Source organism: Paenibacillus sp. WLX2291 (genome assembly GCF_046603665.1).
In the GTDB taxonomy this organism is placed as follows: Bacteria; Bacillota; Bacilli; order Paenibacillales; family Paenibacillaceae; genus Saccharibacillus.
The window spans coordinates 4,372,519-4,392,671 of sequence record NZ_CP176755.1; the positions used below are offsets into that span (position 1 = coordinate 4,372,519).

Consider the following 20,153-nt stretch of genomic DNA (forward strand, 5'->3'; position numbering starts at 1 on the left):
TGCTTGATACAATCTACTATACTTTCACAACCAATCAACCCTGCTTGCACTCCGACCGCATACTGAGTACATCCGACGTTCCCTGCTGATGCAGATCCTCTAGCTCAACTTGTACCCGCGGCTTGCGATTCACCAAGCCAATCCCGGCAGCAATCAGCAGTAGCCCAGCGAACAGTGTCATCGTCACCATCTCGCCCAGCAGGAATATACTAAATACATTCGACAGCACCGGAATCGCGAACGTATACGATCCAACTGTACTCGCTTCGCCACTGTTGAGCAGCTTGAAGTAGACCAACCAGCCACCTGCAATCACGAATACCGAGATGAACAGCAGAATACTCGTAAACTGCGCCGTCCAGTGAATCTCTTGCCAGCTCTCCGTACCCGTTCCCAGCGCCAGCAGCACAACGCCGCCTATCAACAATTGCATCGTGAGCGCCCACAAAGAATCAATGCGGTTACTCTGTTTCTTCATATAAATGGTACCAATCGCCCAACTCAATGCGGAAGCAATCGCCCAACTCAATGCGGAAGCAATCGCCATGATGATACCGAATGGCGACAATTCACCTTCCAGACCGCCAGAGCTGATTACTGCTACACCAGCGAAGCCGCACAGCAGACCGATTGCTTTTAACATATACATCCGTTCGCCTAGCCACATCCAAGAGAACAATCCTAGCAGCACAGGTTGTAAGAACACGATGGTTGAGAACAATCCAGCAGGCAGATAACCGATGCCGATGGTTTGCAAACCGTAGTATCCGATAATATTAAAAATCCCCAGCACCGCATAGATATGCCAATTGCGTTTCCATTGTAATGTCGAGCGATTGCGCAATGCCAGTACCAGCAACAAGATGCCGCCAATCATCGTACGCAAACCGGAAAATAGCAGCGGCGGTACATCTGGCAGCACCATTTTGGTCAGTGGCCAGTTGATGCCCCATATGCTCACAAGGAACAGAACGAGCAGCAATGTCGTTTTACGTGATAACCCTTTATGTTCGTTACCAGATAGACGGGATTCCTCACGTTTGGACGATCTTCCGTTCTCATCAATAAACTGGTGCTTGTATTGGTCTTGCGATGACAAGTCAGTTGCGATATCACTGCTAGCCTGATGTTGTATAGAATGTACTGGTTCACCATGCCCGGAAGAAGCCGGATGGCTGACTGCATGTGTGGAATGTTGCTTCATACCGTTTCTCTCCTATCTATATGTTCATTTGTTTATATGCTTATGTTAACTTCTTTGATATGATAAATAAAATGAATCTTTTTCATAAAGGAGATAACTATTTTGTTATGACTATTACACAGATTATGATTTTCGTACGAGTTGCTGAAACGTTGAATTTTACGCAAGCTGCACAGGAGTTGCATATGACTCAGCCCGCTGTCAGTCATGCAATCGCCAGTATTGAGAACGAGCTAGATGTACAATTACTGCTGCGTGACCGGAAAAAAGGTGTATTGCTCACGGATGTCGGTCAGCGTGTTGTGCGCGAATTTCGGTCGATTTTGCAAAGTATGAACCGGGTTGAACAGCAGGTAGCTGCGGAAAAAGGCTTGGAAGTCGGTACGATCACTGTCGGTGCATTTCCGTCGGCTTCAGCGTATTTTCTACCCCCGATTATTCATAACATTCAGCAAAATTATCCGAAGCTGATCTTTGATCTGCACGAAGGTTCCACCAACGAAGTGAAGGAATGGGTGCATAGTCGCCGTCTGGATGCGGGCATTATTTTGCTGCCGGATCCGCTAGTTGATGCCATTCCGCTTCACTCTGACCGGATGGTGCTGTTATTACCGGACGGGCATCCACTACAAAAGCAGTCGCAGATCACGATCCGACATCTACATGGACAGGATATGATTCTGTGCAAAGGTGGGCATGAGGTGGCAATTCTGGAAGCCTTTGATCAGGAGAAAAGTCAGCTTGCGATCCGCTTCACTACGCACAATGTCAGCACGCTAGTCAATATGGTGCGACAAGGATTAGGGATTGGCATCGTATCTGATCTGGCGCTGTCGATGTTCCCACACGAGCTGGCAGTCAAGCCGGTATATCCCGTCATTCAGCGCCAGATCGGCATTGCAGTGCCTTCGTTGGAGCAAGCTTCACTGGCAACACGATTATTTATTAAAACTGCACAGGAGCTATTTGTAACCGAACCGGTATGATGCTGGTTCGGATTCTTTTTATTTTTGTAAGCGTTAACAAAAATGCATGGCATCTATATGTTATGTCGTTTATACTGAAGATAGTATATACAACAGTTGAACAACAGTTTGGCAAAAGATGCTCTATGATGTGCTTTGTCTGTCATTTATCCGTGAAGGGGATGTATATGCCGCATGACCACGTATTTTGATGAACCGCAGAGTATGTATTACCGTTTTGGAGAGGATCAATCGCAGGTGCTGAAGGTGCTGGCGGAACGATATATTGGTGCGAATGCGCAGGCGGACTTTGTGTATCGCGCCTTTCAACGGGAAGGTATATTGCAAACGTCTTCCGGCTTGTACGATCTGAATCTTGGTGAGCGATTTCCAGAAGTCATCAAGGGGCAGCTTGTCTACGCCGCTGGACTTGTGTGGGGTGATGAGGAGCGCAATCTGGATGTGCTGCTGCGCTGTTATGGACCTGTGCGCTTTTTCTTTAACGGAGCGCTGCATTACCGTTCCAACGTCATGGATGAGCTAGAGCCTGATTCTACGGTGAAAGTGTCTATCGACATCAAGCCGGGCTGGAATACGCTGGTATTGGAAATGAAATATACGCCTGCCGGATTCGGCTGTCAGTTTGGCTCAGACGAAGGCAAGGTGCGGATTCTAAACGTGGTAGCGCCTTTTGCAGAACGCGCGGGACAGGCTGGCTGGGCGTATTCTGTACCATTTACACCAGAACGGCAAACAACAGTAAACTCACATTCGTCATCTGCCGATGCGACAATTCTTGTACCAGAGTCATTGGATGTGTTCGGTCATGAGCAGGATAACGGTCTACAATGGCTGCCACGACAGGCATGGAATGAGCAGGAGCAAGTACTGCCACCCCTGGAGCGCATGTACGGACGTAGTGTACATCAAAGTGTGTATGCGTGGACGCGCATCAATCATACCGATCCGCAAAGTCATTCTATTCGTCTGCATGGTCAGGCAAGCGGTTCACTGCACATCTGGCTACAACAGCAGGAAGTGGTACGGTTAGAGCAAGCGGGAAGCTTCGATGTGACTGTTCCTGTTCACTTTGGCTTTAACGACTTGCTAGTATGCAGCACATGTAGCGATGCGGACACACCGTGGCAATTCACGGTACAAGCGCATAACAAAGAGCAAAACGTGCAACCGGAATTACCATGGCGGATTCGTGGAACGGGGCATGAGAATTGGCTATACGCTGGACCTTTTGCCAGCGGCGCAGAGCCGGCACCGGAATGGATGAACCGGATGGATCGGCTATATGACGGTGGCGGCAATTCCATTGCCCAGCATACGTATTGGCGGTTGGATCGTCCGGGGACATGGATTCGACCGTATTACGAAAATGCCATGCTCAGCAACAAATGGACAGTCGGGCAAGTGACCAATTACGGACGCTGGGATTATCCACTCGGCGTAACCATTTACGGGCTGCTTCAGGCAGGAGATTATCTGAATCGCCCGGATATTGTGCGTTATGCTGCCGAGCATGTGCAGTCATGTACACGGATGTACGATTATTCGCTCTGGGATCGGGAACAATACGGCTTTCCAGCGATTAATCAGCAGCTAGTCATGCTGAAAATGCTGGACAATTGCGGCTCCTTCGGCTCGGCGATGCTGCAAGCGTATGGTGCTTGCGAAGAACCGACCTTCCTGCCAATTGCCGAGCGGATTGCTGACTTTATATTAACCCGGCTGGAGCGGCAGCCAGACGGTGCCTTTTATCGCAAATGTATCGGTGAGTATGCCGCCAATACGATGTGGGCGGACGATCTGTATATGAGCACGCCATTTCTCGTTCGGTATGCCAGATTGACTGGTCGCACGGAAGCACTGGATGAAGCAGCGCGCCAGTTCCTACTATTCCGCAAATACCTGTATATGCCAGAGCAGCAAATTATGTCGCATGTGTATGATTTCAAATACAATCAGGCGACGCAGGTGCCGTGGGGACGTGGGAACGGCTGGACACTATTCTCATTATCCGAAGTATTGGAAGCGTTACCGAAGAACCATGCACAGCGCGGGGAATTGATCGCCTTTTTCAACGATCTATGTGCCGGATATGTCGCCTTGCAGGCAGATAGCGGGCTGTGGCATCAGGTGCTGAATGAGCCGGATACGTATGAAGAAGCATCCTGTACAGCGATGTTCGCATACGGGTTCGCGCGTGGCGTTCGGTTTGGCTGGCTGCATGATCCGGGTATCTATACAGCTGCTGCACAAAAAGCATGGAATGGTCTAACTCGTCATGCGATCGACCGTCAGGGCAATGTGCATGGCGTATGCAGCGGCTCGCGGTATGCTTTTACCCCGGAATATTACGACCGTGATCTGCGCACAGTGACGAACGACAATCACGGGATTGGTATTATGATGCTCGCCGGAACGGAAGTGGCGCGGATGAAGCAGCATCTGGGACAAACGATTGGCGTATCGGATGGCATCTTGTCATAGGATGATGCGTTTCTATAGCAATAGCCGGATATAACGAGAGAGCTTTCCCGTTCGTATCCGGCTGTTTGTCGTACTCCAATTCTTATTGCCTATCGTATTATTTAAGACATGAATCTCAAACTAGTTACCAATCTATATATCGAAGAACGTACATCAAGAAGCGAATTGCGAAATGAGAACGAGTCCCCAACTCGCTATAAACTTACAATGAGGTGCCTACCGGATGAGCCGAGGATGGGGCAACAATCTGGACGGTCAGCTCCCCCTCCTGCACCGTCACATTTACCGTGCAACCGGGCAAAGCTTCCCCGGCAATCAACGCACGAGCGACCTTCGTTTCCAGTGCACGCTGAATGAATCGTTTCAACGGACGTGCACCATATGCAGGATCGAAGCCTTCCTCAGCAATCAGGCTTGCCGCGTCATCGCTAATCTGTAGGTTAATCTGCCGATCATGCAGACGTTGACGTAGTCCCTCTGCCAGCTTGAGCACAATTTGACGGATCTCACTGCGATTCAGCGGTTTGAAGATGACGATATCGTCTACCCGATTCAGAAACTCCGGTCGAAAATGACTGTTCAGTTCACGCAATACGGTTTGTCGTACCGATTCCTGAATATCGCCATCACGTTCCATCGCATTCAGCAGGTGAACAGAACCGATATTGGAGGTCATGATAACAATCGTATTTTTAAAATCGACATTCCGCCCTTGCGAATCGGTCAACCGACCGTCATCCAGCAATTGCAGCAGCAGATGGAATACGTCAGGATGCGCCTTCTCCACTTCATCTAGCAAAATAACAGAATACGGCTGACGACGTACCGCTTCAGTCAACTGACCGCCTTCTTCATACCCGACATAGCCCGGAGGCGCACCAACCAGACGGGACACACTGTGCTTCTCCATATACTCGGACATATCGATACGGATCATATTCTCCTCACGGTCAAACAGGGAAGCGGCAATCGCTTTGGCAAGTTCGGTCTTGCCGACACCCGTAGGACCGAGAAACAGAAAGGAACCGATCGGTCGATTCGGGTCTTTGATTCCGGCGCGTGAACGGATCACTGCATCGGCAACAAGCTGCACTGCCTCCTCCTGACCGACAACCCGCTCATGCAGCACTTCTTCCAGACGTAACAGCTTCTCACGCTCACCTTCCACCAGACGACTGACCGGAACACCCGTCCAGCGGGACACGATATCCGCAATTTCCTCCTCAGTCACGGCTTCGCGCAGTAGCCGTCCATCCTGATCGCTCTGTGCCGCTTCTTCTGCCTGCTTCAGCCGACGCTCCAGATCGGGGATGATACCATAACTTAGCTCGGCGGACTTGTTGAGGTCATATTCTTCCTGTGCTTTTTCCAGATCCAGACGCGCTTGTTCCAGTTGCTTTTTGATATTGTTAATATCGTCGATCACTTCTTTTTCCTTGTCCCAGCGTGCCTTCATCTCCAGCTGTTTCTCCTTGAGATTCGCCAGTTCACGCTGCAAATGCTCCAGACGGGACAAGCTCAGCTCATCGGTTTCTTTTTTCAAAGCGGCTTCTTCAATCTCCATCTTCATGATGCGGCGGGTAACTTCGTCCATCTCGGACGGCATCGAATCAATCTCGGTCCGAATCATTGCGCAGGCTTCGTCGATCAGATCAATCGCTTTGTCTGGCAGAAAACGGTCCGAAATGTATCGATCCGACAGCACACCTGCTGCCACAATTGCGTTATCGTGAATTTTCACGCCATGATGCACTTCAAATCGTTCCTTCAAGCCGCGCAAAATAGAGATTGTATCTTCCACATTCGGCTCGCTCACAAGTACCTGCTGGAAGCGACGCTCCAGCGCAGCGTCCTTTTCGATATACGTGCGATATTCGTCCAGTGTCGTCGCACCGATACAATGCAGCTCACCACGCGCCAGCATCGGCTTCAGCATATTGCCCGCATCCATCGCACCTTCTGTTTTACCTGCGCCGACAATTGTATGCAGCTCATCGATAAAAAGAATGATCTGCCCGTTGCTCTGCTTGATCTCACGCAATACCGCTTGCAACCGTTCTTCAAACTCACCGCGATACTTGGCACCTGCTACCAATGCGCTCATATCAAGCGAAAAGATCATTTTATCCTTCAAGCCTTCCGGTACATCTTTGCGTACGATACGATGCGCCAATCCTTCCACAATGGCTGTCTTACCAACGCCCGGTTCACCGATGAGCACGGGGTTGTTTTTCGTTTTGCGTGATAGGATACGGATGACGCGGCGAATCTCGTCATCGCGACCGATCACCGGATCGACTTTGCCAGCACGCACATCGGCGACCAGATCACGTCCATATTTCTCCAATACTTCATATGTTGCTTCCGGGTCCTTGCTTGTAATACGCTGATGCCCGCGAATGTCTGATAATGCGGTCAATACGGTGTCGCGCTTCAACCCATGCTGACGCAGCAGTGTGCGTACATCCCGATTGCCGCTATCGTCCACATCCAGCAGTGCCAGCAATGCGTGCTCCACCGCCACATATTCGTCCTTCATCTCTGCTGCTTCCTGTTCTGCCCGATTCAAGACAGCCAACAGCCCTGCCGACGCATAGCGACTAACGGCTGTCGAACCGCTAATGCTTGCTTTGCGGCGCAGCTGTTCATCATTTTGCTGACGGATCACATGCGGCGAAACATTCAGCTTGTGCAGCAATCGAGGCAGTAAGCCTTCCTTCTGCTCCAGCAAGGCTTTGAGCAGATGGGCGGTACTGATCTCCTGATGTCCCATACTCGTTGCCAGCGATTGCGCCGTTGCTACCGCCTGTTGTAGCTTGTTGGTCAATTTGTTGTAATCCATATATTTTCGTCCTTTCTATAGGGTAGTTATTATTGATTTATAGAAGTTCTATCTTTATGAGAAATCGGCAAAATGCTGTATGGTACATTCGGCAACATGTCCGATTCACACATACAGCAGGGAAGGTATTTGGAGATAGCCCAATTGTTGTACAGCTATCGTATAGTAAAAGGCAGCTTCTTTCGTTCAGGATGCTACCCGTCTAGCAATTCAGAGCAGATAATGTGTGAATTACGTGAATTACGTGATACCTGAGTTATACGATGTCTGGATTACGCGATATCTGGATCATGCAATGTCTGATGTAATTCTGGATTACGTAATGTCTCCATCGTGAGTGCCTACAGGCTACAGATTACGCTTCATCCTCGCCCGATAACGGCTCGTGCGGGACAATTCCTCGTACAGCTCGCGTTCGCGTACACTCAGATCAGTCGGAACGACAATTTCCACGCTGAGCATCAGATCGCCGTATCCGCTATCATCGTCTTTTAGCCCTTTGCCGGGAATCCGTAGCTTGCGCCCGGACTGGATACCAGCTGGTACCTTCACCCGCACACGAGATGTATCAGGCAACTGCACCTGAGCTTCCGATCCGAATACCGCTTCCCATGGAGCAATCTGCAACGTTGCCAGCAAATGACTGCCATCCAGTTGAAAGGTACCATGTGGGAGAATATGCAGTGTGATCAGCAGCTCGGTATCTATACTGATCCCGTTCGCGCCTGTTCCACGAATACGGATCGTACGGTCATTCTGGATACGTTCGGGAATTTTGACATGGATATTGGAGCTTCCTAGTTGTACCGGCAGTTGATCGCCACGGTATGCCTGTTCTAGCGTAATATCCATCGTGGCACGCGTCGTACGCTGCTGCGATCCGCTATTCCAGTAATCACTGCCCAATCCGTTTGCCGCCTCGCCGAATATGTCATAGCCATTCATCCGCTCACCGAAAAACATATCAAATAAATCCTCATCCACAAACCCACGTCCAGCTCCGGTCTGTTGTTCGCGCCTTGCACCGGCTCCGCTATTGCTGCTACCGGATGAACGCTGCCCAGCTGATTGACCCGCGCCTGCTTCATATGCTCGGCGCGCCGATTCATATTGAAGCTGCTCATCATATGTTTGACGACTCTTCTCATTACCGATGGTCTCGTATGCTTCGGTGATTTCTTTGAATTTGGATTCTGCTTGTTCATCCTTGTTCACGTCAGGATGCCACTGCTTGGCGAGTTTCTGGTAGGCTTTTTTGACCTCCTGCTTGGAGGCGGTAGATGATACGCCGAGAATATCGTAGTAACTACGGGACATCTTCTCCCTCCTTTCCACAACATAAACATACAGGTATAACGTAAGACATGGTGAAAAGGTGCATTTTTGTCGTATCTATCGACAACACACTTTGGTGCAACTACTTGATCAAGCAGTGGCATATACAGTCACCAGCGATACTGGTTTGTGATTGGAATGTATCTCTGATCTAGTCGAAAAGGGAAGCGTATCATCCACTAGTCTACCTATTTTTAAGCCAATTTACTAGTGATCTAAACATGTGATATTTGATCTTTATTGACTTTCAATTGTATGACATAGCCCCGCTGCAACTAGGATCAAAAGCAAAATTCCTTCCTATTCCATCATGATCGCAGATCGAAGATATGATATCACCTATACCTGCATCGTATCCCTGTTTTTCATGAAATATTATGCTACTACTAATTGCTCGGAGCATGCCAACGTTTGCTCTTTTTGTAAGCTAGCGGTGTCATCTGCATCACATTGCGGAATCGCTCGATAAAATAGCTCGTACTGTTGAAGCCTACCTGATATGCCGCTTCGGTGACACTGCTCTCGCTCTGTAGCAGTATAAGACTTTGCTGAATTCGATAATCGGCAACGTAATTCAGCGGTGTCGTTTTTAAGAAACGGCGGAAGTAACGACAGCATTCCGAACGGCTCAGTGATCCGACGCTCGCGATCTCGTCTAACGTTATCCGATCGGCATAATGCTGATGAATCCAGTGCAGCATCTGCTTGATACGCTGACTTTTGATCATTTCTGCTGGGCTATATTCAGGCTGGAAACCATGACTGATCAAGCTTTTCCAGATGGACGTCAGCTGTACTGCCAGCTCCATTTCAAACAAGGCAGGGCGCTCCTGCAAACATTGCCGAATCCTACGTATCGCTTGCTTAATACAATGTCCCCATGTCTGCTGCGGATCAATGAGCATATACGGTACATTCGTCGCTTGAATATACGGCTGCACGCAGCTGATGTACAATTCCTGCGTGGTTACAAAATGGGGCGCCACATTCAGACAAATATATGTGCATTCATATCCACGTACCGCTTCTGCCATATGCAGACACCCGCTATTGATAAACAATCCTTCTCCTTCGCGTACATGCACCTGTTGATCCTGCACCTGAAATAATGCTTCCCCATGCGTAATCAGCACAAATTGCAATTCATCATGCCAGTGCAGCGGAATATAGCCCTGAGCATGCTGACGAATATGAGTTTCATAACAGGCAAGCGGCAGTGTCGTTGTCCGGTGCAGCGTCAATTCGCGGCGACTGCCGTTATCGATAGCAAAGCTATTAGCACACATATGCCTCCACCTCAATCTAGTGTTATTTTTGGATGATATATCGGTATTCTTGAACGGCTTCTTTCCTTATCCTAATCATATCATTGTAGTTTAGAAGGAGAAATGATTATGATTCTGTCATCCAGAAGTAAAGGATTATTGCTGGTGATCATTGGAGCAACCTGCTGGGGAATCGGCGGTACAGTTGCCAAAAAGCTATTCGAACAATTTGCGGTCGATGTGAATTGGCTGGTTAGCACGCGCTTGCTGGCAGCAGGCATTCTGCTGCTGACACTGCAAGCTATACTTGGCGGTCGCTCTGCCGTCACCTCCGTTTGGCAACAGAAATCGACGGCTGGGCGGTTAATTCTGTTCGGTCTGGCAGGCATGCTGGCAGTGCAATATACATATATGGCATCCATTCAGCATGGCAACGCCGCGGTCGCGACGCTGCTGCAATATTTGTCACCTGTGATGATCATTATGTATTTGCTGCTACGTCGGCAAATGGTGCTCTCATCTCGTGATCTGATGATGGTAACGCTGGCGCTACTGGGTTGCTTTTTGCTGCTGACGAACGGTTCGCTGGCAGGCTTGACGGTACCGATCCCTGCGATCATCTGGGGTGTGCTGTCCGGCGCGGCGGCTGCATTTTATACATTGTATGCCGCTGCGCTCGTGCGGGAACATGATTCGCTGACCATTGTCGGCTGGGCGATGATCATCGGAGGCTGCGGCTTGAGTATCCTTCATCCACCGTGGCGAGCGGACTTTGCCTATATGGCACCTACGATCTGGCTCTATATGGCGTTTATTATCATCTTCGGTACGATGATCGCCTTCTGGTTTTATGTCAAAAGTCTGCAATACTTGTCCGCACGCGAAGTCAGTCTGCTTGGTAGTCTGGAACCACTGGCAGCGGTGATCACAACCGTCTTCTGGCTACATACGCCTTTTGGGTGGTTTCAATGGCTTGGTACTGCGTGCATCATCGGATTGATTTTGCTGCTGACGCTGAATCGGCAATCGACATAGATCCAATGACATAAAATATAGTAAAAGAACCGCGCAATCGTTGATCCATTGCGCGGTTCTTTTACTATATGTGCATACGTGTATGTGTGTGTATTACATCATCATTCTATGATCATATCATGGTATAGGAAATGTCATGCGATGAACAATACGCTCCATACATTATCCAAAATGCTGCTGCAAAAACTCCATCGTCCGCCGTGTATGATGCGGTCCGACATAATGCCCGTCAAATGGATAGACCGCAATGTCCTTCGGTGCGCGAATACGGTTATACGCCGCGAAGATTGTTTCAGGCAAACAGACCATATCCTTTAGACCGCAGGAGACAAGCAGCGGAATCTTCACCCGGTCACCCAGATTGAGCATATCAAAATAGCTAAGCGTTTGCAGCACCTGACCAAGATGCTCCGGGTAACGGCTTACAAATTGCGCCGCTTCTTTGAGCGAACTTTCTGAATTCAAAATCCCAAAATCCATATGGCACATATTCGGAATATTAGCGACAGCAACCGCCGGAATATCGCTAAGCGCCGCCGTAATCAGTGACAATCCACCGCCCTGGCTCGCGCCGTAGACTGCAATCCGCGAAGCATCTACATCGTGACGCGCCGCTGCCCATTCTACTGCCTTCAGTGCATCGATCGTAATCGCCAGATAATAAAATTGCTCCTTATCCAGAATGCCCTGCGTCAGCCAGCCCGTGCTCATACCAAATTCTGACGGCAGACGATTGCCTGTCTCCCCGCCCTGTCCGCGTACATCAACAGCAAATACAGCATAGCCCATCGCCGCCCACTGGGCATACTCCTCCGGGTATCCTTTACTGCCGGTATATCCGTGGTACATCACAATACATGGTAACGCTTCCTGCTCCTGCCCAGCCGGACGAACAAACCAGCCCGACAACGGAGTATCGTCAAATCCTTCATACGTCACTTTGAATGCCTGTACCGTTCTCATCGGTGTAGGTTGTTCTTCCACATGATCGTTTAGCGGCTTGTCACGAAACGTATCCAGCGTCCGACTCCAGAATTCATCCAGATCTGCCGGTGCAGTCAACATCGGCGAATATTGCTCTAGATCGCGTATTCTGCGTGCAATCGCATGGCTTATCATCAGGTCAGGACTCCTTTATCATCAATTAAAATGGATCGGCAAGTACGTCATCTACTTCATTATGCGACTGCTCTGTATGCCAGCCTTATCACTTATTTGTTCAGCTTCACGATCCAGCCGGTAATCATACGGAAACAAAAGCTAAAAATCGCCGCCGGAATAAGCGCCACGATAAGCGTAAGCACGACACTACCGACACTAACCGTACCCGGGTTGTTACGAAACTCCAGTACGACCAACAAAATTGCCATAATAACATACCAGCCGATAAAATCGGACAGTCTAACATTGGATTTGATCCAGTTCATGCTTCTCCCTCTTTACTCCAGAATAAGCCTGCACCGCCGCAGCATGCCGGAGCGAAGGCTCAATATCCTCATGCTATCAATAAACGTGTAGGATGACAAGCCAGCATTGCCGTCTAAGTAACATTGCTGCAACCCGCATCCAATGAACCCGATATTGCGTATACACATTGGATGTAAATGGTAAAAAAACGCAACGCCTTTCCTATATCGTCGTAGTAAAGCGTAGACGTGAACAGCAGAGTCAACCGTTGTAATGAATCATGAAGGCGTAGTAGCTTATGCTTATCGCAACCCCAATACGATAGGCAATATAACGACTACCTCATGCAACAAACAATCACAATTTGTACATACGATACAACATATGCAGCTCACAAAAACAATAATGGAGGTTTCCTGATGAATACGTCTGGAACACGATTACAGCTTATCGATGCGATGCGCGGCTTTTCGCTGCTTGGCATCATCATAGCGAATATGCTCATTTTCCAATATGGCAGTTGGGGCTTGATCGATATACAATCAGCATCCTTCACCCGTCTGGATCACATCGTCAACGGACTGCTGGAAGTGTTGGTAGTTGGTAGTTTTATGCCGATTTTTGCTCTGTTATTTGGCTTTGGGATTGTGAAAATGAAAGATAGTCTGGAGCGAAAGCAACTGTCGCCATATACGCATCTGAGCAGACGCTTTTTGCTACTGATGTTGATCGGGATGGTGCATGCCTTTTTTATTTGGGAAGGCGATATTTTGACGTATTATGGGCTGTTTGGCTTTGGCTTGTTGCTGTATCTTCGCTGTCGTCCGAATACACTGCTAGTATGGACATCGATCGGATTTGGCGTATTGCTACTGATTGGACTGGTAAGCGTTATAATACCTGATCCAGGTAGCAGTATGGCAGAAGAGCAGTATTTGCAACATATGCTGACTGTGTACAGTCAGGGTAGTTATCTGGATATTTTGCTGCATCGCAATACAGAGACGCCGCTTGGCTCGTTTCCATTCAGCTTTGTGCTGATGTTTTTGTTACTTGCGATGACTTCGCTGCTCTATATTCCGATGTTCTGGCTCGGTATGTATATGGCGAAAACAGGTGTATTTGAGCAGGCAAATGCCAAACGTTCGCTGTATGCACGCGGTACGCTGATCTTACTTCCACTCGGTCTAATTCTCAAGGCGTTGCCGCTATTCATGCCAGTGCTGGAATGGGAAACGCTGGCGGTATTAGTGGGTGGTCCAATGCTAGCGATTGGCTATGTATTTGCTTTTGCATGGTTGTATGTCAACGTAGGTGAACGTCGCTGGATGAATCATTTTGCAGCAGTCGGGAAGTTATCGCTGAGCAACTATTTGCTACAAAGTCTGATCAGTACCACGCTATTTTATGGCTACGGTTTCGGCTGGTTCGGTCAGTTTGGCGTGGCGGCAGGTACCTGTATTGCGCTAGCGATTTATATGCTGCAATGGCTGCTTAGCCCGTTATATGTCCGCCGCTATTCATATGGTCCGGTAGAAAAGCTACTGCGTATGTGGACGAATCTATCTCGCAGCGGACAGCCAAAAGCGGCTTTCTTTGAATAAAAGAAAGCCGCTTTGTCATCGTATATATTCATATTTGTGCCAGCTTGTATACATTACTGCAATGGCTTCACAAACCCGGTCGAGCCTGCCTCATAACCCATATGGCGGTAAAAATCATGCGCCCCATTGCGTTCTTCGCGGTTGCCACTATTCAGTGTCATTGCGCGTGCGCCCATCGTACCTGCCCAGCCTTCTGCCGCCTGAAGCAGCGCGCGCCCGATGCCACCACCGCGTACGTTCTCATCTACAACCAATGCGCCAATACGCACATGCGTACCATCCCGTTCAAAACGCATCTGATGAATAAGCCCGATCATCCCTACTACTTCACCGTCTGCTTCTGCCACATATGTTTGATAATCCTGATGATCTTGCAATGCCGTAAAGCGTCTACGTAAATCGTCCTCGGATACAGGATAACCAAGCTGATCCATTAGTATCGTCAATGTTGGAATATCTTCCTGATGCGCTTCGCGAATAACAAGTGTGTGCTGTTCCATACGGTGTGCTCCTTTGAATGATATTGGGCCATGCGAAACGCTGATCTTTGATGTATACATCGCTTTTATGTATTTCATAGCAGCAGCTTACATGCAAGTTAACACAACGAGCCTGCACAATTCCATAGCAGCAAAATGATACGTTTGTTAGATTGTTAGACGTTCTCTACTCTATACCAGTAGCGATATCCATGCTGGAATCCGAGCTGCTCATACAGCTTGCAAGCCGGTTCATTATCTGCAATCACTTGCAAATACGCATATTGCGCGCCCATCTGCTCGCCCCAGTTCAGCAATGCATGCACTGCATAACGTGCCAATCCCCGACGGCGATATGCTTCACCTGTCATTACATCATATATACCCACAAATTCCCCATCGCATACAGCTAGCGCACAAGCTGCCGGTTGCCCTTCCACATAAACGATCACACCTGCATAGGGACATTGACTGGCTTGTAGCAATTGCGGAATCATCTGCTGCGCTTGTTCCGACATGTCACCAATGGAGTCTGCCAGCTTGATCCATTCGACTATAGCTTCATATTGAAGAGGAGTCTGATGGATACAATCCGTCTGAGTAGAACTGATGAACATCTTGCTGGTAGCTGCATTATTGATACTTCCAACTCTCTCATCATTATATTTGTTGTCCGGATGAAAATGATGTGCAATCTTCTGTATAGATTGATCTATAGCAGCATTGTTGGATGCGTACGTATCCAGCCGCAACCACTGCACAAGTGAAATATCGCATTTGTCATATCGCTGCTGCTCTAATACACGATCGAATGAAGCGGATATCTCATCCTCCGTGATTTTAAATATCGCTGGCAATTGCTGCGCATGATAATACGCTTCACATTGCGAGATGATATGCTGGATGTCTGCCAGATCTCCATCATAATTCAGCACACTCACGGAATTGGAGCGCTTGGTATAACCATTTGCCGTCCGTAGTGCTAGCCCTTGCAGATTATACGTATGCAGCGTCGCCCATGTACGAAGACTACTCTGCTCTAATGTCCGATGAAACTGTTCCATGATGTATACCTCCTTCACATTGTACATTCCCGTTATATGTACATACCAACTCACTCACTTCATAGTGATATCACATATTTACAACAACCGATTGACAGAACGATTAATAGAATAAAAATTCATTTTAATGAATAAAAATAATTATAAATATACTCGTAAATTGCCATACTAGCAAATATTTTGTGTAGAACAAAGTAGGTAAGCAGCAGCTCTCATATTCTCCAAATTCTACGATCCAAGTTACAAAATTTGTATAACACAGTGCAAAAGAGTATAATAGAGTCATCTCAATATGTAAATAAATATATATAAATGATGAAAATTGTAATATTGCACTGTTTCCCCATTTCAATATCTGTAAGGAGGATATGTATGAGTCAGACAAAAACGAAGTACGCCAACTATATCCCGATGCGAGAATTGAACACAACAGAGAACCAATTATATCCATTTCATGCGTATAGTGAATTACTAGAGCAAACGCCCGTCCGCTATGATGAGCATCGCAAATGCTGGGATGTATTCCGATACGAAGATGTGCAATATGTACTCAAACATCCGAAAGTATTTTCCTCTCAACGCAACCGTAGCAATCAGAGTCTGTTATACATGGATCCACCGAAGCACAAGCAGCTGCGCGATCTGGTAAATCAGGCATTTACTCCGAAAAAAATCGAACAGCTAGCACCGCATATTCAAAATATCGCTGACGATCTGCTGGCTCCGCATCTGGCAAACGGTACGATCCCTCTGGTGCATGAGCTGGCTACCCCATTGCCTGTTATCGTTATTGCGGAACTGCTCGGTGTACCAACGACAGACCGGGATGCGTTTAAGCACTGGTCAGATCTATTAGTCAAAGGCGCACGCGACGATAGTGAAGAAGCGTTCCAAGAGCTAATGGAAGAAAAAACGCGTGCTCATGAAGAGCTAGAGCAATATTTTGGTGAAATCGTCAATCAACGTCGTGAACAATTGAAAGACGATCTAATCTCCCTGCTCATTCAGGCAGATATCGAAGGGCAGCAATTAAGTGATATGGAGATTATCCGTTTCTGCATTCTGCTGCTGGCAGCCGGTAACGAGACGACGACCAACCTGATTACGAATGCAGTGCGTATTTTGTCTGAACAACCGGAGCTTCAGCAGCAATTGCGCGAGCACCCGGAATGGATTCCGACGACTGTGGAAGAAACATTGCGGTATTATCCGCCAATCGTGGCAATCGGTCGGGTTGCCCACGAAGACGTCGAGCTGCAAGGTCAACATATCCAAGCAGGGCAGCAAGTAATCTCATGGGTCGGTGCTGCCAACCGCGATGAACGCAAATTCCCGCAAGCGGAAACCTTTATCCCGAATCGCAAGCCAAATCAGCATATGGGCTTCGGCTTTGGTATTCACTTCTGCCTTGGCGCTCCACTCGCACGTCTGGAAGGTCGGGTCGTGCTACAAACGCTGCTGCGTCATATGGAGCAAATCCAGTTGGTAGAGGATGCTCAATTAAAGCCGATCCAAAGTGCATTTGTATTCGGCGTACAAGAATATCCAATCACATTCAAGCCGCTTAATCCGTGAGCTGGTGAGCTGGTTAATTATGACGATCGATTGTAGAGCAATATAGCCACTTTTTGCATATTGTATCGTGCATATCGATTGTTTGGTGAAAATGCCGTTCTGCTCTTTATGAGTAGAACGGCGTTTCTTTTTGCTGATGTAGTCTGTGCAGTACCGCGTGCATATGGCATGTACGATCCGTGCTTTGTATTCGCTCTCCGCCTCTACTCTACGTATAACCAACCTAGTATCACATATATAAATATGTCCATAGCCCCATTTTTCAGAGGATCTATCTTAGCGTTCCCACTCTCAATACAGACCCAACATCTTGGTAAAGATTTGATGAACATACAGGACTATTCGCTTATTTTTGGCTGTTTTTATATATTTTCAGCACATATACTCATCATTCGCCTGTGTTCGATCCCCATTACATAAGGGCAAACACTTGCCTATACATCCTTTCACCCAGCCATTATGGGACAAGTTCAGTCAAACTTGAAACATGTAATGTTACAGGTTACAATCAAGGCATTCCGGCAGCTATAGCTGACCGATACCTTTTGAAGGAGTGATCTGAATGCCAAGAAAAACATCCGTTTTGCTGAGTATGTCCCTCGCTTCCGTTCTAACGCTGACTACGGTCGGTACCGCAGGAGCTGCTGCGGCAGATAGTACCAACTGTCCATCCGTGAATGCTGTATCTGTAAAAACAAAAGCAGCTACTGCTCCCGCTCAACAAACCCAGCAGCAAAAAGCACAAAAACAATTAACACAAAACAAACAACTCGTACTGAATATGTTTAAAACGATTTTCACTGAACATAAGCTTGATCAGGCTAGCCGCTATATTGCTACCGACTACATCCAGCACAACCCGCTCGCTGCTAATGGGCGTCAAGCATTTGTCGACTTTTTCCAACCATTTGTCAAACAAAATCCAGATTATAACGTAGAGGTCAAACGGATCATTGCGCAAGGTGACCTTGTATTCGTACACAGTTTGGCGAAAACAACCAAAACAGATCGCGGTATGGCAGTCGTGGATATTTTCCGCGTCAAAAACAATAAGGTCGTTGAGCACTGGGATGTCGGTCAAGCCGTACCAGAAACGTCTGCCAACGATAATACGATGTTCCCACTGGCTGGTACACCTGTACAAGTCAAAGCTACCAGCACCAAGCAAGTTGCCGCCAATGTGAAGCTTGTAACGACATTCTACAATGATTTTTTCAATAAAAAAGATGGCAATGCGCTCACCAAATATGTAGCCGAGAATTATATCCAGCATAACCCTACCGTTCCAACCGGACGTAAACCGCTGGAATCGTTTATCCCTATGTTAAAACAAAACCCAGATAGCCAGAACAAAATCGTACGTGTCATTGCTGAAGGCGATATTGTAGCACTGCATGTACATTCCACAGCCAATAAACAAGACTGCGGCTCTGCCGTCGTCGATATTTTCCGCGTAGCCAATGGCAAAATCGTTGAACACTGGGATGTCATTCAAGAAGTTCCAGCGCAATCGGCGAATAATAATACAATGTTCTAACGATACGTTGGGAGTCGAATGGGACTCTGCTTCATTGCATTTGCAAAGATAGATCGGATTTACGAATAGACCTGTTTGTTCCGGGCATACAATTGCTGCCTGTAGAACAAACAGGTTTTATTCCATTCAAGCAGAGATGAATAGAACAATTAGGATGACAAAATCGTCTGTAAACGAACAAACCGATTGGATGTAAACAGCACTGTGTATATCTTTTATAACTACAAACAATAACACATTAGCTTATTAATAGCTTCAACCTATCAATCAATAGGATGCAAGTATTTGACCCTACAACGATTCCAGCGTAAAGTGAAACTCGTTCTTACATACTCCATGGGACTCAAACCAGCTTCACCGGAAAGGATGTTGTTCATGCTTACTCAGTTGCTAGCTACGATGTATCAGGTATTTCTGCCCATCTCTCTACCGGTGATAGGTGGCGTATTATTACGACGGTTTCGCGGACTAGATACGAAGCCACTAGTAACGTTATCGTTGTATGTACTCACACCGTCCATCGTATTCACTACATTGCTGCATGCAGATATTTCGCTTGGTGATGTAGGGCATACGATTAGCTTTTCGCTACTTAGTCTCGTTATTTTGTGGCTAGTGGCGGTTATGTTGAGTCGGGTGCTTCAGCTCAATCCACAAGAGCAAGCCGGGCTGACGATGATTTCGACATTTACGAATTGTGTCAATTACGGGTTGCCGCTCGTATTGTTGGCTTTTGGTCAACTTGGCTTGGATAAAGCTTCGGTGTATGTGATCGGGCAGATGATTATTGTGAATACAGTCGGGGTATTTTTCGCGGCTCGTTCTCATTTTTCGGTACGTCATGCGGTGTATTCGGTCTTTCGGTTGCCTGCTATTTATGCGGCGATGATAGCGACCATCTTACGGCTGAATGGATTATCACTCCCAACGGCGTTGGATGAAGGATTTGCGATGTTGGTTGCCGCTTATTCGCCGGTAGCACTGGCAGTTCTTGGTGCACAAATGATTCATGTCGGTGTGACCAACATCAATGCCAGCAGTAACGATCCCGCCCAGCTTGCTGCACAAGTTGCCCCCACTCGCCGTGCCTTGTGGGCAGGTTTGAGTTTGCGCATCATAGCGGCTCCGCTATTATCTTGGCTGCTTCTCCGGTTGCTTGGCATTGATGGAATCTTGTTCAATGTGCTGTTTATTTTGACTTCTATGCCGACAGCGGTGAATGCGGTCATTCTGGCAGAGCAATTTGGAGCTGCACCTCGTCTGGTGTCTCGCTGCATTTTATGGACAACCTTAAGCTCGATTGTTGTATTGCCTGTGTTGATTTACCTCCTTCAATAAC

General features: G+C 47.7%; 15 protein-coding genes. 7 read left to right on the forward strand and 8 right to left on the reverse strand.

The window, feature by feature from the left end; translation table 11 throughout:
• Positions 1–34: 34 nt before the first annotated feature.
• A complete protein-coding gene (locus ACDE64_RS18710) occupies positions 35–1,204 on the reverse strand; it encodes a DMT family transporter (RefSeq protein ID WP_411347843.1) in 1,170 nt (389 codons plus the stop codon).
• Positions 1,205–1,311: 107 nt separating this feature from the next.
• On the opposite strand from ACDE64_RS18710, the gene ACDE64_RS18715 reads away from it, so the two are divergent.
• On the forward strand, positions 1,312–2,190 hold the full coding sequence (locus tag ACDE64_RS18715; protein ID WP_411347844.1) for a LysR family transcriptional regulator: 879 nt from the start codon (positions 1,312–1,314) through the stop codon (positions 2,188–2,190).
• 174 nt (positions 2,191–2,364) lie between these two features.
• Positions 2,365–4,671, forward strand: coding sequence for a glycoside hydrolase family 105 protein (locus ACDE64_RS18720; protein WP_411347845.1), 2,307 nt, complete (start codon positions 2,365–2,367; stop codon positions 4,669–4,671).
• Between the two features lie 202 nt (positions 4,672–4,873).
• On the opposite strand, the gene clpB is transcribed toward ACDE64_RS18720, so the two are convergent.
• The 3 genes from clpB to ACDE64_RS18735 form a co-directional block, all read right to left on the reverse strand.
• Entirely contained in the window at positions 4,874–7,513 is a 2,640-nt protein-coding gene (clpB, locus tag ACDE64_RS18725; RefSeq protein ID WP_411347846.1) for an ATP-dependent chaperone ClpB, read from the reverse strand.
• A 348-nt stretch (positions 7,514–7,861) separates the two neighbouring features.
• Complete coding sequence (locus ACDE64_RS18730; protein WP_411343598.1) at positions 7,862–8,830, reverse strand: DnaJ C-terminal domain-containing protein; 969 nt, start codon at positions 8,828–8,830, stop codon at positions 7,862–7,864.
• Positions 8,831–9,234: 404 nt separating this feature from the next.
• Entirely contained in the window at positions 9,235–10,134 is a 900-nt protein-coding gene (locus tag ACDE64_RS18735) for a helix-turn-helix domain-containing protein (RefSeq protein ID WP_411347847.1), read from the reverse strand.
• A 108-nt stretch (positions 10,135–10,242) separates the two neighbouring features.
• Here ACDE64_RS18735 and ACDE64_RS18740 point away from each other — a divergent pair, with 108 nt between their 5' ends.
• Entirely contained in the window at positions 10,243–11,148 is a 906-nt protein-coding gene (locus ACDE64_RS18740) for an EamA family transporter (RefSeq protein WP_411347848.1), read from the forward strand.
• Between the two features lie 162 nt (positions 11,149–11,310).
• Here the strand turns inward: ACDE64_RS18740 and ACDE64_RS18745 are convergent, their stop codons facing one another.
• Complete coding sequence (locus tag ACDE64_RS18745) at positions 11,311–12,267, reverse strand: acetylxylan esterase (protein WP_411347849.1); 957 nt, start codon at positions 12,265–12,267, stop codon at positions 11,311–11,313.
• 92 nt (positions 12,268–12,359) lie between these two features.
• Positions 12,360–12,575 carry a hypothetical protein gene (locus ACDE64_RS18750; protein ID WP_411343602.1) on the reverse strand — a complete coding sequence of 72 codons (216 nt, stop codon included), beginning with the start codon at positions 12,573–12,575 and terminating at the stop codon, positions 12,360–12,362.
• 399 nt (positions 12,576–12,974) lie between these two features.
• Here ACDE64_RS18750 and ACDE64_RS18755 point away from each other — a divergent pair, with 399 nt between their 5' ends.
• Complete coding sequence (locus ACDE64_RS18755; RefSeq protein WP_411347850.1) at positions 12,975–14,159, forward strand: DUF418 domain-containing protein; 1,185 nt, start codon at positions 12,975–12,977, stop codon at positions 14,157–14,159.
• Positions 14,160–14,212: 53 nt separating this feature from the next.
• On the opposite strand, the gene ACDE64_RS18760 is transcribed toward ACDE64_RS18755, so the two are convergent.
• Together ACDE64_RS18760 and ACDE64_RS18765 are read right to left on the reverse strand one after the other, a co-directional pair.
• Entirely contained in the window at positions 14,213–14,659 is a 447-nt protein-coding gene (locus ACDE64_RS18760; protein WP_411343604.1) for a GNAT family N-acetyltransferase, read from the reverse strand.
• Positions 14,660–14,814: 155 nt separating this feature from the next.
• Entirely contained in the window at positions 14,815–15,702 is an 888-nt protein-coding gene (locus ACDE64_RS18765; protein ID WP_411347851.1) for a GNAT family N-acetyltransferase, read from the reverse strand.
• A 372-nt stretch (positions 15,703–16,074) separates the two neighbouring features.
• Between ACDE64_RS18765 and ACDE64_RS18770 the strand changes: the two genes are divergently transcribed.
• The 3 genes from ACDE64_RS18770 to ACDE64_RS18780 all read left to right on the forward strand — a co-directional run bounded on the left by ACDE64_RS18770 (position 16,075) and on the right by ACDE64_RS18780 (position 20,152).
• Positions 16,075–17,277: a cytochrome P450 gene (locus ACDE64_RS18770; RefSeq protein WP_411347852.1), complete on the forward strand. Its 1,203-nt coding sequence runs from the start codon at positions 16,075–16,077 to the stop codon at positions 17,275–17,277.
• Between the two features lie 562 nt (positions 17,278–17,839).
• A complete protein-coding gene (locus ACDE64_RS18775) occupies positions 17,840–18,814 on the forward strand; it encodes an ester cyclase (RefSeq protein ID WP_411347853.1) in 975 nt (324 codons plus the stop codon).
• A 375-nt stretch (positions 18,815–19,189) separates the two neighbouring features.
• Entirely contained in the window at positions 19,190–20,152 is a 963-nt protein-coding gene (locus ACDE64_RS18780) for an AEC family transporter (RefSeq protein WP_411347854.1), read from the forward strand.
• Position 20,153: the final 1 nt, after the last annotated feature.

Coding starts and splice junctions, on each gene's coding strand:
- ACDE64_RS18710 (WP_411347843.1), bottom strand. CDS start 1,204: ATGAAGCAACATTCCACACATGCAGTCAGCCATCCGGCTTCTTCCGGG.
- ACDE64_RS18760 (WP_411343604.1), bottom strand. CDS start 14,659: ATGGAACAGCACACACTTGTTATTCGCGAAGCGCATCAGGAAGATATT.
- ACDE64_RS18715 (WP_411347844.1), top strand. CDS start 1,312: ATGACTATTACACAGATTATGATTTTCGTACGAGTTGCTGAAACGTTG.
- clpB (WP_411347846.1), bottom strand. CDS start 7,513: ATGGATTACAACAAATTGACCAACAAGCTACAACAGGCGGTAGCAACG.
- ACDE64_RS18765 (WP_411347851.1), bottom strand. CDS start 15,702: ATGGAACAGTTTCATCGGACATTAGAGCAGAGTAGTCTTCGTACATGG.
- ACDE64_RS18740 (WP_411347848.1), top strand. CDS start 10,243: ATGATTCTGTCATCCAGAAGTAAAGGATTATTGCTGGTGATCATTGGA.
- ACDE64_RS18780 (WP_411347854.1), top strand. CDS start 19,190: ATGCTTACTCAGTTGCTAGCTACGATGTATCAGGTATTTCTGCCCATC.
- ACDE64_RS18750 (WP_411343602.1), bottom strand. CDS start 12,575: ATGAACTGGATCAAATCCAATGTTAGACTGTCCGATTTTATCGGCTGG.
- ACDE64_RS18720 (WP_411347845.1), top strand. CDS start 2,365: ATGACCACGTATTTTGATGAACCGCAGAGTATGTATTACCGTTTTGGA.
- ACDE64_RS18735 (WP_411347847.1), bottom strand. CDS start 10,134: ATGTGTGCTAATAGCTTTGCTATCGATAACGGCAGTCGCCGCGAATTG.
- ACDE64_RS18770 (WP_411347852.1), top strand. CDS start 16,075: ATGAGTCAGACAAAAACGAAGTACGCCAACTATATCCCGATGCGAGAA.
- ACDE64_RS18730 (WP_411343598.1), bottom strand. CDS start 8,830: ATGTCCCGTAGTTACTACGATATTCTCGGCGTATCATCTACCGCCTCC.
- ACDE64_RS18775 (WP_411347853.1), top strand. CDS start 17,840: ATGCCAAGAAAAACATCCGTTTTGCTGAGTATGTCCCTCGCTTCCGTT.
- ACDE64_RS18755 (WP_411347850.1), top strand. CDS start 12,975: ATGAATACGTCTGGAACACGATTACAGCTTATCGATGCGATGCGCGGC.
- ACDE64_RS18745 (WP_411347849.1), bottom strand. CDS start 12,267: ATGATAAGCCATGCGATTGCACGCAGAATACGCGATCTAGAGCAATAT.